The sequence below is a fragment of the Salmonella sp. WC3 genome (assembly GCF_042932255.1).
In the GTDB taxonomy this organism is placed as follows: domain Bacteria; phylum Pseudomonadota; class Gammaproteobacteria; order Enterobacterales; family Enterobacteriaceae; genus Salmonella; species Salmonella enterica.
Genome location: NZ_CP170629.1, coordinates 4,305,572 through 4,319,006 on the forward strand (window position 1 = coordinate 4,305,572; position 13,435 = coordinate 4,319,006).

15 protein-coding genes are annotated in these 13,435 nt (G+C 52.7%); 11 read left to right on the plus strand and 4 right to left on the minus strand.

Features of this window, described 5'->3' with window-relative positions:
- Positions 1-3 precede the first annotated feature (3 nt).
- From kdsD to yrbL, 11 genes are all read left to right on the plus strand, one after another.
- Positions 4-990: an arabinose-5-phosphate isomerase KdsD gene (gene kdsD, locus ACFK9X_RS21085; RefSeq protein ID WP_023206689.1), complete on the plus strand. Its 987-nt coding sequence runs from the start codon at positions 4-6 to the stop codon at positions 988-990.
- Between the two features lie 20 nt (positions 991-1,010).
- The gene (gene kdsC / locus ACFK9X_RS21090; protein WP_000030029.1) at positions 1,011-1,577 is read left to right on the plus strand and encodes a 3-deoxy-manno-octulosonate-8-phosphatase KdsC; all 567 of its coding nucleotides are present in this window, start codon (positions 1,011-1,013) and stop codon (positions 1,575-1,577) included.
- Positions 1,574-2,149, plus strand: coding sequence for an LPS export ABC transporter periplasmic protein LptC (gene lptC / locus ACFK9X_RS21095; RefSeq protein ID WP_000047845.1), 576 nt, complete (start codon positions 1,574-1,576; stop codon positions 2,147-2,149). Before kdsC ends, lptC begins: the two co-directional genes overlap by 4 nt.
- Positions 2,118-2,672 carry a lipopolysaccharide ABC transporter substrate-binding protein LptA gene (lptA, locus tag ACFK9X_RS21100; RefSeq protein WP_151117614.1) on the plus strand — a complete coding sequence of 185 codons (555 nt, stop codon included), beginning with the start codon at positions 2,118-2,120 and terminating at the stop codon, positions 2,670-2,672. The genes lptC and lptA overlap by 32 nt, the downstream gene beginning before the upstream one ends.
- A gap of 6 nt (positions 2,673-2,678) precedes the next feature.
- Entirely contained in the window at positions 2,679-3,404 is a 726-nt protein-coding gene (gene lptB, locus ACFK9X_RS21105; protein WP_000224104.1) for an LPS export ABC transporter ATP-binding protein, read from the plus strand.
- A 47-nt stretch (positions 3,405-3,451) separates the two neighbouring features.
- On the plus strand, positions 3,452-4,885 hold the full coding sequence (gene rpoN / locus ACFK9X_RS21110; RefSeq protein WP_151117617.1) for an RNA polymerase factor sigma-54: 1,434 nt from the start codon (positions 3,452-3,454) through the stop codon (positions 4,883-4,885).
- Between the two features lie 22 nt (positions 4,886-4,907).
- Positions 4,908-5,195 (plus strand): ribosome hibernation promoting factor, encoded by a 288-nt coding sequence (gene hpf / locus ACFK9X_RS21115; protein ID WP_001176589.1) that lies wholly within the window; start codon positions 4,908-4,910, stop codon positions 5,193-5,195.
- Between the two features lie 117 nt (positions 5,196-5,312).
- Positions 5,313-5,804 carry a PTS IIA-like nitrogen regulatory protein PtsN gene (ptsN, locus tag ACFK9X_RS21120; RefSeq protein WP_000609332.1) on the plus strand — a complete coding sequence of 164 codons (492 nt, stop codon included), beginning with the start codon at positions 5,313-5,315 and terminating at the stop codon, positions 5,802-5,804.
- A 45-nt stretch (positions 5,805-5,849) separates the two neighbouring features.
- Positions 5,850-6,704, plus strand: coding sequence for an RNase adapter RapZ (gene rapZ / locus ACFK9X_RS21125; RefSeq protein ID WP_000243749.1), 855 nt, complete (start codon positions 5,850-5,852; stop codon positions 6,702-6,704).
- Positions 6,701-6,973 carry a PTS phosphocarrier protein NPr gene (gene npr, locus ACFK9X_RS21130; RefSeq protein ID WP_000216797.1) on the plus strand — a complete coding sequence of 91 codons (273 nt, stop codon included), beginning with the start codon at positions 6,701-6,703 and terminating at the stop codon, positions 6,971-6,973. The genes rapZ and npr overlap by 4 nt, the downstream gene beginning before the upstream one ends.
- Positions 6,974-7,222: 249 nt before the next feature.
- Positions 7,223-7,855 carry a PhoP regulatory network protein YrbL gene (gene yrbL / locus ACFK9X_RS21135; RefSeq protein ID WP_000602192.1) on the plus strand — a complete coding sequence of 211 codons (633 nt, stop codon included), beginning with the start codon at positions 7,223-7,225 and terminating at the stop codon, positions 7,853-7,855.
- A 74-nt stretch (positions 7,856-7,929) separates the two neighbouring features.
- On the opposite strand, the gene mtgA is transcribed toward yrbL, so the two are convergent.
- The 4 genes from mtgA to ACFK9X_RS21155 form a co-directional block, all read right to left on the minus strand.
- Complete coding sequence (gene mtgA / locus ACFK9X_RS21140; RefSeq protein WP_000044655.1) at positions 7,930-8,658, minus strand: monofunctional biosynthetic peptidoglycan transglycosylase; 729 nt, start codon at positions 8,656-8,658, stop codon at positions 7,930-7,932.
- Positions 8,655-9,308, minus strand: a complete 654-nt coding sequence (elbB, locus tag ACFK9X_RS21145; RefSeq protein WP_000719822.1) for an isoprenoid biosynthesis glyoxalase ElbB — start codon at positions 9,306-9,308, stop codon at positions 8,655-8,657. Before elbB ends, mtgA begins: the two co-directional genes overlap by 4 nt.
- A 226-nt stretch (positions 9,309-9,534) precedes the next feature.
- Positions 9,535-11,871 carry an aerobic respiration two-component sensor histidine kinase ArcB gene (arcB, locus tag ACFK9X_RS21150; RefSeq protein WP_151117619.1) on the minus strand — a complete coding sequence of 779 codons (2,337 nt, stop codon included), beginning with the start codon at positions 11,869-11,871 and terminating at the stop codon, positions 9,535-9,537.
- Positions 11,872-11,964: 93 nt separating this feature from the next.
- Positions 11,965-12,894: a TIGR01212 family radical SAM protein gene (locus ACFK9X_RS21155; RefSeq protein WP_023200520.1), complete on the minus strand. Its 930-nt coding sequence runs from the start codon at positions 12,892-12,894 to the stop codon at positions 11,965-11,967.
- Positions 12,895-13,435 lie beyond the last annotated feature (541 nt).

The window sequence follows — 13,435 nt, forward strand, 5'->3', positions numbered from 1 at the left end:
ATTATGTCGCATTTAGCGTTGCAACCGGGGTTTGACTTTCAGCAGGCAGGCAAAGATGTCCTGGAAATTGAACGTGAAGGCCTGGCGGAGCTTGATCAATACATCGATCAGAATTTCACCCTGGCCTGTGAAAAAATGTTCAACTGCACCGGAAAAGTGGTGGTCATGGGGATGGGAAAATCCGGTCATATCGGACGGAAAATGGCCGCCACGTTCGCCAGTACCGGCACCTCTTCCTTTTTTGTACATCCGGGCGAAGCCGCGCACGGCGATTTGGGGATGGTTACGCCGCAGGATGTGGTTATCGCTATCTCCAACTCCGGCGAATCCAGCGAGATCGCGGCGCTAATACCGGTACTTAAACGTCTGCACGTGCCGTTAATTTGCATTACCGGGCGACCGGAAAGCAGCATGGCGCGTGCGGCAGATGTGCATCTGTGTGTTAAAGTGCCCAAAGAAGCGTGTCCGTTAGGCCTGGCGCCTACCAGTAGTACCACCGCAACGCTGGTGATGGGCGACGCGCTCGCCGTGGCGTTATTAAAAGCGCGCGGCTTTACCGCCGAGGATTTTGCTCTGTCGCATCCTGGCGGCGCGCTGGGACGTAAGCTACTGCTGCGCGTAAGCGATATTATGCATACTGGCGATGAGATCCCGCATGTTAATAAACATGCCACCCTGCGTGATGCGCTGTTAGAAATTACGCGTAAAAATCTCGGTATGACCGTCATTTGCGATGAATCCATGAAGATCGACGGTATCTTCACCGACGGCGATTTACGTCGCGTGTTCGATATGGGCGGCGATATGCGCCAGTTGGGGATCGCCGAGGTGATGACGCCAGGGGGCATTCGCGTGCGTCCCGGTATTCTCGCTGTCGATGCGCTGAATTTAATGCAGTCCCGCCATATCACCTCCGTACTGGTTGCTGATGGCGACCAGTTACTCGGTGTGTTACATATGCATGATCTCCTGCGTGCAGGCGTCGTGTAGAAACTCAAGGATAATTAACGATGAGTAAAGCAGGTGCGTCGCTTGCGACCTGTTATGGCCCCGTCAGCACCCATGTCATGACCAAAGCGGAGAATATCCGCCTGCTCATCCTGGACGTGGATGGCGTATTGTCTGACGGCCTGATTTATATGGGCAATAACGGCGAAGAGCTGAAGGCTTTCAACGTTCGTGACGGCTATGGTATTCGCTGTGCTTTGACCTCCAATATCGAGGTTGCCATTATTACCGGACGAAAGGCTAAACTTGTAGAAGATCGCTGCGCCACGCTGGGGATTGTCCATCTTTATCAGGGACAGTCGAATAAGCTGATCGCCTTTAGCGATCTGCTGGAAAAACTGGCCATTGCGCCGGAAAATGTTGCCTATGTCGGCGATGATCTGATTGACTGGCCGGTGATGGAAAAAGTGGGGTTAAGCGTTGCCGTTGCGGATGCGCATCCGCTGCTGATCCCCCGCGCTGACTATGTGACGCACATTGCCGGCGGGCGCGGCGCGGTACGTGAGGTGTGCGACTTGCTGCTGCTGGCGCAGGGCAAGCTGGATGAGGCCAAAGGGCAATCGATATGAGTAAAACCAGACGTTGGGTTATCATTCTACTGTCGCTGGCCATTCTGGTACTGATTGGTATCAATCTGGCGGATAAAGACGATCCTGCTGCCGTGATGGTCAACAGCAACGATCCCACGTATAAAAGCGAGCATACGGATACCGTCGTGTACAGTCCGGAAGGCGCGTTAAGCTATCGTCTGATCGCGCAGCACGTTGAATATTTTTCCGATCAGGCGGTCTCATGGTTTACGCAACCGGTATTAACCACCTTTGATAAGGATAAAGTGCCGACATGGTCGATCAAGGCCGATAAAGCCAAATTGACTAACGATCGGATGCTCTATCTGTATGGCCATGTTGAAGTCAACGCCCTGGTGCCTGACGCTCAATTACGCAGAATTACCACCGATAACGCGCAGATTAATCTGGTGACGCAGGATGTTACCTCGAACGATCTGGTGACGTTATACGGCACAACATTTAACTCCAGCGGACTGAAAATGCGCGGTAACTTACGCAGCAAGAACGCCGAGCTGATTGAAAAGGTTAGAACCTCTTATGAAATTCAAAACAAACAAACTCAGCCTTAATCTTATGCTTGCCGGCTCGCTGCTGGCCGTCAGCATTCCGGCTTTCGCCGTCACGGGCGATACCGAACAGCCTATTCATATTGACTCGGATCAACAGTCGCTGGATATGCAAGGCAACGTCGTGACCTTTACGGGCAACGTGGTGATGACCCAGGGCACGATTAAGATCAACGCCGATAAAGTCGTGGTTACCCGCCCTGGCGGCGAACAGGGGAAAGAGGTGATCGACGGTTACGGCAATCCGGCCACCTTCTACCAGATGCAGGACAACGGTAAGCCGGTGAAAGGCCACGCTTCCCATATGCACTACGAGCTGGCGAAAGATTTTGTGGTGCTGACCGGCAACGCTTATCTGGAGCAGCTTGACAGCAACATTACCGGCGACAAAATCACCTACCTGGTGAAAGAGCAGAAAATGCAGGCCTTCAGCGAGAAAGGCAAACGCGTCACCACCGTTCTGGTGCCGTCGCAGTTGCAAGACAAAAACAAAGGCCAGACTCCGGCGCAAAAGAAGAGTAACTAATTCGTTATGGCAACATTAACTGCAAAGAATCTGGCGAAGGCCTATAAAGGCCGTCGCGTAGTGGAAGATGTCAGTCTGACCGTTAACTCCGGGGAGATTGTCGGGCTGCTCGGTCCAAACGGCGCGGGTAAAACCACCACCTTTTATATGGTCGTCGGTATCGTGCCGCGTGACGCGGGCAATATCATCATCGATGATGAAGATATCAGTCTGCTGCCGCTGCACGCGCGCGCGCGCCGCGGTATCGGCTATTTGCCGCAGGAAGCCTCTATTTTCCGCCGTCTCAGCGTATTTGATAACCTGATGGCGGTACTGCAAATTCGTGACGATTTGACCGCAGAACAGCGAGAAGACCGCGCCAACGAGCTGATGGAAGAGTTTCATATTGAGCATCTGCGCGACAGCATGGGACAGGCGTTGTCCGGTGGTGAACGCCGTCGTGTAGAAATTGCCCGCGCGTTGGCCGCTAATCCCAAATTTATCCTGCTGGATGAACCCTTTGCCGGCGTTGACCCGATTTCCGTTATCGACATCAAACGCATTATCGAGCATCTGCGCGATAGCGGGCTCGGCGTGCTGATCACCGACCATAACGTCCGTGAGACGCTGGCAGTCTGTGAACGTGCCTATATCGTGAGCCAGGGCCACCTTATTGCCCACGGTACGCCGACAGAAATCCTGCAAGACGAACACGTTAAGCGTGTATATCTTGGGGAAGACTTCAGACTCTGATAGGGTAGAGGGCTATGCTGCTCTAGCGGGAGAAAACGACTCTGAATATGAAGCAAGGTTTGCAACTCAGGCTTAGCCAACAACTGGCGATGACGCCTCAGCTACAACAGGCCATCCGTCTGTTGCAGTTGTCTACGCTGGAACTTCAGCAGGAACTCCAGCAAGCGCTGGAAAATAACCCGCTGCTTGAGCAAACCGATCTTCATGACGAAATCGACACTCAGCAACCTCAGGATAACGATCCTCTCGATACCGCCGACGCGCTCGAACAAAAAGAGATGCCGGAAGAGCTGCCGCTTGACGCCAGTTGGGATGAAATTTACACCGCCGGGACGCCGTCCGGCCCCAGCGGCGATTATATCGACGATGAGCTGCCCGTCTATCAGGGCGAAACGACGCAGTCGTTGCAGGATTATCTGATGTGGCAGGTTGAGCTAACGCCCTTCTCGGATACCGATCGCGCTATTGCGACATCCATTGTCGATGCGGTAGATGATACCGGTTATCTCACCGTATCCCTGGACGAAATTCGCGAAAGCATGGGCGATGTAGAGGTGGATCTCGATGAGGTCGAAGCCGTCCTGAAGCGTATTCAGCGTTTTGATCCGGTAGGCGTCGCGGCAAAAGATCTTCGCGACTGTCTGCTGATCCAGCTTTCACAATTCGACAAATCCACGCCGTGGCTGGAAGAGGCGCGGCTTATTATCTGCGATCACCTTGATCTGCTGGCCAACCACGATTTCCGCACGTTGATGCGCGTTACCCGACTGAAAGAAGAGGTGCTGAAAGAGGCGGTAAACCTGATTCAGTCGCTCGATCCCAGACCCGGTCAATCGATCCAGACCGGCGAGCCGGAGTACGTTATCCCGGATGTGCTGGTACGCAAGCATAACGGTCGCTGGACGGTGGAGCTTAATAGCGACAGTATTCCCCGTTTACAGATTAACCAGCACTATGCCGCCATGTGCAATAGCGCGCGCAACGATGCCGACAGCCAGTTCATCCGCAGTAATTTACAGGATGCGAAGTGGCTGATAAAAAGCCTTGAAAGCCGCAACGACACGCTGCTGCGTGTCAGTCGCTGCATCGTCGAGCAACAGCAAGCCTTTTTTGAACAGGGCGAAGAATATATGAAACCGATGGTACTGGCGGATATCGCCCAGGCCGTCGAGATGCACGAATCCACTATATCCCGCGTGACCACGCAGAAGTATTTGCACAACCCGCGCGGTATTTTTGAACTCAAATATTTCTTTTCCAGCCACGTCAATACCGAAGGCGGAGGCGAAGCCTCTTCCACCGCGATTCGCGCGCTGGTGAAGAAGTTAATTGCGGCGGAAAACCCCGCGAAACCACTGAGCGACAGCAAGTTAACCTCTCTGCTGTCAGAACAAGGTATCATGGTGGCACGCCGCACTGTTGCGAAGTACCGAGAGTCTTTATCCATTCCGCCGTCAAACCAACGCAAACAGCTGGTTTGACCCAACCGATAAGGAAGACACTATGCAGCTCAATATCACCGGACATAATGTCGAAATTACTGAAGCCCTGCGTGAATTTGTGACGACAAAATTCGCCAAACTTGAACAGTATTTTGAGCGGATTAATCAGGTATACGTGGTGTTGAAAGTGGAGAAGGTCACGCACATCTCGGATGCGACGCTACACGTTAACGGCGGCGAAATTCACGCCAGCGCGGAAGGCCAGGATATGTATGCCGCCATTGACGGCTTGATTGATAAACTGGCAAGGCAGTTAACCAGGCATAAAGATAAACTGAAACAACACTAATTGTCCGGGCAGTTAGCCAGTGCAGGACGGCCTGTTGTGTGACACAACGGGCCATTTGTACAGTTAGCGCTCCGAACCTGGCCATCAACCTGACAGGACAGGTTCTTAGGTGAAATTATGATAAATAACGATACGACTCTACAACTGAGCAGTGTACTTAACCAGGAGTGTACGCGTAGCGGCGTTCATTGTCAGAGTAAGAAACGCGCGCTGGAAATCATCAGCGAACTGGCGGCAAAACAGCTCAGTTTACCTCCTCAGGTCGTGTTTGAAGCCATTCTGACACGCGAAAAAATGGGCAGTACCGGTATTGGTAATGGTATCGCCATCCCGCACGGGAAACTGGAAGAAGATACCTTACGCGCCGTCGGCGTGTTCGTTCAGCTCGAAACGCCGATCGCGTTCGACGCCATCGATAACCAGCCGGTCGATCTCCTCTTCGCCCTGCTGGTGCCCGCCGATCAAACTAAAACGCATCTGCACACGCTGTCGCTGGTGGCGAAACGTCTGGCGGATAAAACGATCTGCCGCCGCCTGCGCGCGGCGCTGAATGATGAAGAGCTGTATCAAATCATTACTGACACCGAAGGTGAGCAGAATGAGGCATAACAACTCAATGGCATTTATTTCTGTCGTTGTGAGGAGAAACGGTACATGGTACTGATGATCGTCAGCGGGCGTTCCGGATCAGGTAAATCTGTCGCTCTGCGCGCGCTGGAAGATATGGGATTTTACTGCGTGGATAACCTCCCCGTCGTGCTGTTGCCCGATCTGGCGCGAACGCTGGCCGATCGCCAGATTTCCGCCGCCGTCAGCATTGATGTGCGCAATATGCCTGAATCACCTGAGATTTTTGAACAGGCGATGAATAATCTGCCTGGCGCTTTCTCGCCGCAATTGCTGTTTCTTGATGCCGACCGCAATACCTTGATTCGCCGCTACAGCGACACGCGCCGTTTGCATCCGCTTTCCAGCAAAAATCTTTCTTTAGAGAGTGCGATCGATAAAGAGAGTGACTTGCTGGAGCCGTTACGCTCACGTGCGGATCTGATCGTCGACACTTCAGAAATGTCCGTCCATGAGCTGGCGGAGATGCTGCGTACCCGGCTGTTGGGCAAACGCGAGCGCGAACTGACGATGGTATTTGAGTCCTTCGGCTTTAAACATGGTATCCCGATTGATGCGGACTATGTGTTCGATGTCCGCTTTCTGCCCAACCCGCACTGGGATCCAAAACTGCGCCCCATGACCGGGCTTGATAAGCCGGTAGCCGCGTTTCTTGACCGACACACAGAAGTTCACAATTTTATCTATCAGACTCGCAGCTATCTTGAGCTATGGTTACCGATGCTGGAGACCAACAACCGCAGCTACCTTACCGTCGCTATCGGTTGTACCGGCGGGAAACACCGTTCGGTGTATATTGCAGAACAGCTGGCAGACTACTTCCGCTCGCGCGGTAAAAATGTCCAGTCTCGCCATCGCACGCTGGAAAAACGCAAAACATGACCGTAAAGCAAACAGTTGAAGTCACCAATAAGCTGGGCATGCATGCCCGGCCTGCCATGAAGCTTTTCGAACTGATGCAGGGTTTTGACGCCGAGGTGCTATTACGCAATGACGAAGGCACCGAAGCAGAAGCAAATAGCGTCATCGCTCTGTTAATGCTCGACTCCGCCAAAGGGCGTCAGATCGAAATTGAAGCCACCGGCCCGCAAGAAGTTGAAGCGCTGGCGGCGGTTATCGCGCTGTTCAATTCCGGCTTTGACGAAGACTAAACCTCCCCCTCTATACCCTATTTTCCCCCAACGCCGTCCCGGTATTTGATGACAGTCACCCCAAAACCGGGCGTGTTACGCCTGCCTGCCACTTGTCCCGCAGCCCCACCCTTTCGTAAGATTTGTACATTTCGTGCGCTTTACCTATGCATAAAAACATTAATAAAACCTTAAAAAATTTCGTTTAGGTTTTGTTTAAGTTCTTTGTCCATACTAAATTTATGTGAATAAATTTTTCCAGGACTTGCCATGATCCTTTTATCCGAACAGACTCCGCTGGGCGCTGGTCGACATCGTAAATGCTATACGCATCCGGATAATGCCCGGCGTTGCATAAAAGTTATTTACAACCGTGACCACGGCGGTGATAAAGAGATTCGGCGTGAACTGAGCTACTATGCGCATCTGTCCCGCTACCTGACGGACTGGAGCGCTATCCCCCGTTATTACGGCACGGTAGAAACCGATTGCGGCACCGGCTATGTCTACGACATGATTACCGATTTCAACGGCGCGCCCTCTATTACCCTGACCGAGTTCGCCGCGCAATGTCGTTATGAAGAGGATGTCGCTGTCCTGCGGCGGCTACTGAAAAAACTGAAACGTTACCTGCTGGATAACCATATTGTGACGATGTCGCTGAAGCCGCAAAATATCCTGTGCCAGCGTATCAGCGAGTCAGAAGTGGTTCCGGTGGTTTGCGACAATCTGGGGGAAAGTACCTTTATCCCGCTGGCGACCTGGTCAACATGGTGCTGTGAACGCAAACTGGAGAGAGTGTGGCAGCGGTTTATCGCCCAGCCTGCGCTGGCCGTTGCCCTGGAGAGGGACGCGCAGCCAAAAGACAAGAAACGGCTGGCGCTTACTTCTCACGAAGCTTAATGACCTGTGCTTATCAGGCCTGGACGACACAGATCGCAGGCCGGATAAGGCGTTCGCGCCGCCAATCGGCAAAATTAATTAAGCTGGTTGCGCGTCATAAAAGATTCCCCGCCCAGTTGGCGCATCTGGCGCATAATCCACGCCTGCCGGCTACGCACATAGCCGGAAGGCGCATTCGCCTTATAGCGTAACGGATTTGGCAATACCGCCGCCAGTAACGCGGCTTCGGACATATTTAAGCGGCTGGCGGGTTTATGAAAATACCGTTGTGCCGCAGCCTCCACGCCAAAAATACCATCGCCAAACTCCGCGATATTCAGATAAACCGTGAGAATGCGTTTTTTGCTCCAGACAGTTTCAATGCCCAGCGTTAGCCCAGCCTCCAGACCTTTGCGCACCCAACTGCGTCCATCCCATAAAAAGAGATTTTTCGCCGTTTGCTGCGAAAGCGTAGAGGCGCCGCGAATACGGCTCTCATTCCGCTCATTATGCGCCAACGCTTTTTCAATCGCCGGAACATCAAAGCCCCAGTGCTCAGGGAACTTCTGGTCTTCCGCCGCAATTACCGCCAGCCCCATCCACGGCGAGATATCCGCCATACTGACCCAGTCAGAATGCGCCACATAACCAAATTCTCCACTTAGCCAGGCGCTAATCTGCCGTTCCGCCATCACCGCCGAAAAAGGCACCGGAACCACGCTAAACAGCGCAATGCCGCCGCCCCAAAAGACGGCGAGCGCAGCAAGGATACGTAAAAGTAGACGGCGCAAAAACGTTAACGGCGCGATGCGTCGTTTGCTCATTCCGCCAGAACCAGCACGCGCGACACTAATTTATCAATGCCGCTTGCCGCCTGAGCGATATCCTGCGCCAGCATATAGGCAGGGGTGGTCACGACCTTGTTATCCTCGTCCACAACGATATCATCAACCGGGCAAGGTACGTGTTCGGCGCCCATCTCTTCAAGTACTTCAGCGGTATCAATATCCGTCCCTATTGTCAGACGTAGCGGGAAGTCAAAGATTTTCGGCAACATTGCGGGCGCGATACAGATGAATCCCAGCGGCTTGCCGGACTGGTGCATGGCCTTCGCCAGCGCGACGACATCGCTATCCACCCGGCATTCGCTCCCCTGGCTGGCGAAATTACTCAGGTTCTTCGCCGCGCCGAAACCACCGGGCACAATGAGCGCATCCAGTTCCTCTGGCTGCGCCTGGGACAGGGGACGAATATCGCCCCGCGTAATACGCGCCGCCTCAATCAGAACGTTACGCGTTTCCGCCATCGCTTCGCCGGTCAGGTGATTAATAACATCCGCTTGTGGTTTATCCGGCGCGAAGCAGACAGCCTGCGCGCCGCTGCGGGCAATGGCCAACAGCGTCAGAACGGCCTCATGAATTTCGGTGCCGTCATAGACGCCGCATCCGCTGAGCACTACGCCAATTTTTTTCATGGTGAACATCCTCCTGCAACCGACTCAAGCCCATTAATAATTTTGATTAAAATGCTACGCTTCACACATTTAAATGATTCATGTAACAAATCATTTAGGATTTGCTATCTTAACTGCGTGCGGCCTGAAAACAGGACTGCGCCTTTGACATCATCATAATAAGCACGGCGCAGCCACGATTTCCCTGGTGTTGGCGCAGTATTCGCGCACCCCGGTCAAACCGGGGTCATTTTTTTTCCGCGTTTGCCACCCAGGCTTTCAGCACCGCGACATCGTGCTGCCACTCCTGCTTCATCTCTTCAATCCATTCCGCGACATTATCTTCCCAGGCGGGAAGATCCGGCGACTGGATTTGCTGGCCAAGCTGTTGCAGATGACGCAGCCCTACCGAACCGGCGGCGCCTTTAATCTTATGCCCTTCCTCAACGACGCCTTTTTTGTCACGCGCCGTCAGATTGGACTCCAGCACGCTTAAATAGCCAGGCATCATTTTTTCAAACACCGCGAGACCGTCGGTGATCAATTTAGGCCCAACCAACTCGATGTATTGTTCCAGCATCGGGATATCCAGCAGCGCTTGCGCTTTATCGCTCTCTTCAGGCGTCACGGTACTCTCCTCTTTATCGGTGGCATCCCAGAATTTTTTAATCATCGCGGTTAAGGCTGGCACCGACAGCGGCTTACTCAGCACATCGTCCATACCAGCGTCCAGATACTCTTTTTTATCTTTCAGAACGTTAGCCGTAAGCGCTACCAGCGGCGGTAAATCTTCCCGCGTGTGGCGACGGGTCAGTTCTCTGGCAATATCCAGACCCGTCATATCCGGTAGCTGAATATCCAGTAAGACCAGGTCATATTCGCCCGGCGCGAACATCTCCAGCGCCGCCTTGCCGGTCATCGCGACATCCACGCTGTTACCCAGTTTTTCCAGTACTGAACGCGCCACAATCACGTTCAGTTCAATATCTTCGACCAGCAGAACATGCAGCGCGGGCAGCGGCATGTCGTCTTCATCAAAGGCGTCCTCCACCTCTTCCGCCACCGCTGGCGCATGAACCGTTAGCGTAAAGGTCGATCCTTTGCCCGGCAGACTGGAAACGGTAATATCGCCGCCCATATTTTTCGCCAGCCGACGGGAGACCGCCAGCCCGATACCGGTCCCCGTCGCCGGCTTACCGCCATGACTGTCTTTTACCTGATAATACATGGCGAAAATTTTATCCTGCTCATCCTGCGGAATGCCGATCCCGGAATCTTCCACTTCAAAGTGCAGCATGTCGCCTTCATCATAGCGCGCCCGCACCGTCACCTGGCCCTGCTGAGTAAACTTCACCGCATTGCTGATCAAATTCCATAAAATCTGGCGCAGACGCGTTCCGTCGGTAATGACTTTGTGCGGCAGCGGCAGCGTCGGCTCAAGCACAAAACGTAGCCCTTTTTGCTGCGCCTGCAAACCGGAAAGGTTTTCCAGATCGGCCATAAAGCTGGTGAAATCAACCGGTTGGTTATCAAGCTGAGCCTTACGCCGCTCCATCTTATCCATATCAATGATATCATTGAAAATATTGCCTAACGTCACGGCGGAGACATGGATTGTTTTAAGGTATTTTTCCTGTTCGACGGTGAGATCGGTATCCAGCAGGATGCGGCTTAAACCGACGATGCCGTTAAGCGGAGTGCGCAGCTCATGACTGATGGTAGAGATAAATGTGGTCTTGTCGCGGCTGGCGCGCTCCAGCGCGTCCTGATAACGCTTACGTTCGGTAATATCACGACCAAATCCCATCAGGCCATGACGTTTACCGACACGGTCGTAATAAGGCACTTTACGAATTTCAAAGCAGGCCTTTCGTCCGTCCGGATAATCCAGCCACTGTTCGTAGGTCAGGGAGACGTTATGGCGGAATACTTTTTCATCGGTTTCAATGACTTTCTCCGCCGCTTCGGGAGAGTACACATCTTCCGGCTTCAAATGCACCAGCTGTTTTTCGCTCTTGCCGGTTAGCAATTCCATTGCGCGGTTACAGCCGGAAAATTCTTTATCCTCATTACGATAAAAAACCAAATCCGGCGAGGCGTCCAGAAAGGAGCGCAGAAAAGAGGATTGCTGTTCTAGCTGGATTTGCGCCTCTTCACGCTCTTTAATTTCTACTTTTAGCTGTTCAAATGTCTCTTGCAGCTCCGCTTCCGCTTTTTCGCGATCGGCAATTTCCTGATTAAGCTGGGCAATATTGTCCTTCAACTGTACGTTAAGCTTGAGATCGCGCTCGCGCATCTCCTCCAGCTTTTGCACCAGACGCGACAGTCGCTGCCTTGACTCTTCCAGTTGTTCAACAACAACGGATAAGAAATAGACCGCCCAGGGCGTAATTAACAGGCCAAAAAAGATGGAGCGAATAACGTCGATACTTTCAACCTGACCATGCAACACCATGGTCACCGCCATCTGCACGACAATCGCCAGCACCACCAATGCCAACGCCAGGAGCATGGAAAAGCGCACCAGACCCAATTTCATCATCAGGTCGACATAGTATTGCGCCAGCATACGAATTTGCTTCATAGAGGATTCCTTCACCACAACTTCGCACATAATACCCAATTATGGGAACCGCGTTGAATATTGTGCGAAATATGCGTAGCGCCCCTCATCACGCTACGCTACAGGTGGTATCCAGGGACGGGCCAGCGCAGAGCCCTGTACGCCATGCTCATTCAGGTATTTGTCCAGCTCAACCATCCCCGTCCAGCGATTCTCGCACCACAGCGGGGCAAGCAGCGTCGGACGGCGAGCGCTGGCTGAAATTCGGTGATAAATCACCTCCGGCGGCGTATGACGAATCATCTCACCTGCCGTTAGCGTGTAGTCGTCCAGTTCGATGCCGTTCAGCCGCCCCGCTTCCCAGGCTTTGGCCATCGTACTGCCTTTCACAATATGCAGCGGATGCAGCTTAAGGCCGTCAACGCCCGTCTCCACCACACGCTCCATGGTTTGCAGGCATTCACTCTGGCCTTCGCCCGGCAGCCCCACAATCAGATGCGCGCACACTTTCAGCCCGCGCTCCCGGGCAATCCGGGTGGTACGCTGATAGCAGGCGAAGTCATGCCCGCGGTTAATTCGGTGCAGGGTTTTATCGTGCGCGGTTTGCAATCCCAGTTCCAGCCACACCTCGTAGCCTTGATCTTTATATTCACACAGTAAATCTACTACTGACTGCGGGACGCAATCCGGACGCGTACCGACGCATAACCCGACGATACTGGCCTGGCTGACCGCCTGTTGATACATGGAACGCAGCACCTGCACTTCTGCAAAGGTGCTGGTGTAGGCCTGGAAATAGGCCAGATAGCGTTTAGCGCGGTTCACCAGATGCGCCTGATGCGCAAGCTGCTCGGCAATCGAATGATGCTGCTGCGCCTCATCGGCAAAAGAGGCGACATTACAGAAGGTGCAACCGCCACGCCCGATGGTGCCGTCGCGGTTAGGGCAGCTAAAACCGCCATGAAGCGTCAGCTTATGAACCTTTTGCCCATACCGACGTAAAAGATCCCCACCAAACATATTGACTAATTTCTGTAACTGCATAATCTGATAGACCGCCTCTTAAAAAGAGGCCAAAGCCTGCCATTTTTAGTCTCCTTTGGCGATGACCTGGATCAATCGTCCCGGAAGGCTTTTACCCATTGCATAATCAAGCAAAATAAACGACATTTCATTCATAATCCCGCTGATGATTTTTCCTGATATTCCCCTCTTTTTTCAGCGTCTGCTGGGTCATCGATAAAAACAGTAGCATTCAATACTGCTCACGCTTAAAACAGCATAAAATGCCAAGATTTTTGAAAAAACAAGGTCAGATAACGTCTGGCGAGCGGCCCTTATAGTGAGACAGATCACAGGCTTTCTGCCGCTCCGTATTAGCAGCCACTCTATAAAAAACCTTTTAATTTCAATAGATTCAAAAAGTTATCTGTGCTACAGCACACTTTTGCATAAATCAGTTTGCCATTTGACCTGGGTGTGGATTCCCGATAAGTTGGGAATCCGCTGGAAGCTTTCTGGATGAGCCGTCTGCTCATCATATTTATGCAGTAATTGAGATTCCCTCTTAACCGTATTTACCAAT

Excerpts from the sequence above, each read along its gene's own strand:
- kdsD (WP_023206689.1), top strand. The coding sequence starts at position 4 with ATGTCGCATTTAGCGTTGCAACCGGGGTTTGACTTTCAGCAGGCAGGC.
- kdsC (WP_000030029.1), top strand. The coding sequence starts at position 1,011 with ATGAGTAAAGCAGGTGCGTCGCTTGCGACCTGTTATGGCCCCGTCAGC.
- lptC (WP_000047845.1), top strand. The coding sequence starts at position 1,574 with ATGAGTAAAACCAGACGTTGGGTTATCATTCTACTGTCGCTGGCCATT.
- lptA (WP_151117614.1), top strand. The coding sequence starts at position 2,118 with ATGAAATTCAAAACAAACAAACTCAGCCTTAATCTTATGCTTGCCGGC.
- lptB (WP_000224104.1), top strand. The coding sequence starts at position 2,679 with ATGGCAACATTAACTGCAAAGAATCTGGCGAAGGCCTATAAAGGCCGT.
- rpoN (WP_151117617.1), top strand. The coding sequence starts at position 3,452 with ATGAAGCAAGGTTTGCAACTCAGGCTTAGCCAACAACTGGCGATGACG.
- hpf (WP_001176589.1), top strand. The coding sequence starts at position 4,908 with ATGCAGCTCAATATCACCGGACATAATGTCGAAATTACTGAAGCCCTG.
- ptsN (WP_000609332.1), top strand. The coding sequence starts at position 5,313 with ATGATAAATAACGATACGACTCTACAACTGAGCAGTGTACTTAACCAG.
- rapZ (WP_000243749.1), top strand. The coding sequence starts at position 5,850 with ATGGTACTGATGATCGTCAGCGGGCGTTCCGGATCAGGTAAATCTGTC.
- npr (WP_000216797.1), top strand. The coding sequence starts at position 6,701 with ATGACCGTAAAGCAAACAGTTGAAGTCACCAATAAGCTGGGCATGCAT.
- yrbL (WP_000602192.1), top strand. The coding sequence starts at position 7,223 with ATGATCCTTTTATCCGAACAGACTCCGCTGGGCGCTGGTCGACATCGT.
- mtgA (WP_000044655.1), bottom strand. The coding sequence starts at position 8,658 with ATGAGCAAACGACGCATCGCGCCGTTAACGTTTTTGCGCCGTCTACTT.
- elbB (WP_000719822.1), bottom strand. The coding sequence starts at position 9,308 with ATGAAAAAAATTGGCGTAGTGCTCAGCGGATGCGGCGTCTATGACGGC.
- arcB (WP_151117619.1), bottom strand. The coding sequence starts at position 11,871 with ATGAAGCAAATTCGTATGCTGGCGCAATACTATGTCGACCTGATGATG.
- ACFK9X_RS21155 (WP_023200520.1), bottom strand. The coding sequence starts at position 12,894 with ATGCAGTTACAGAAATTAGTCAATATGTTTGGTGGGGATCTTTTACGT.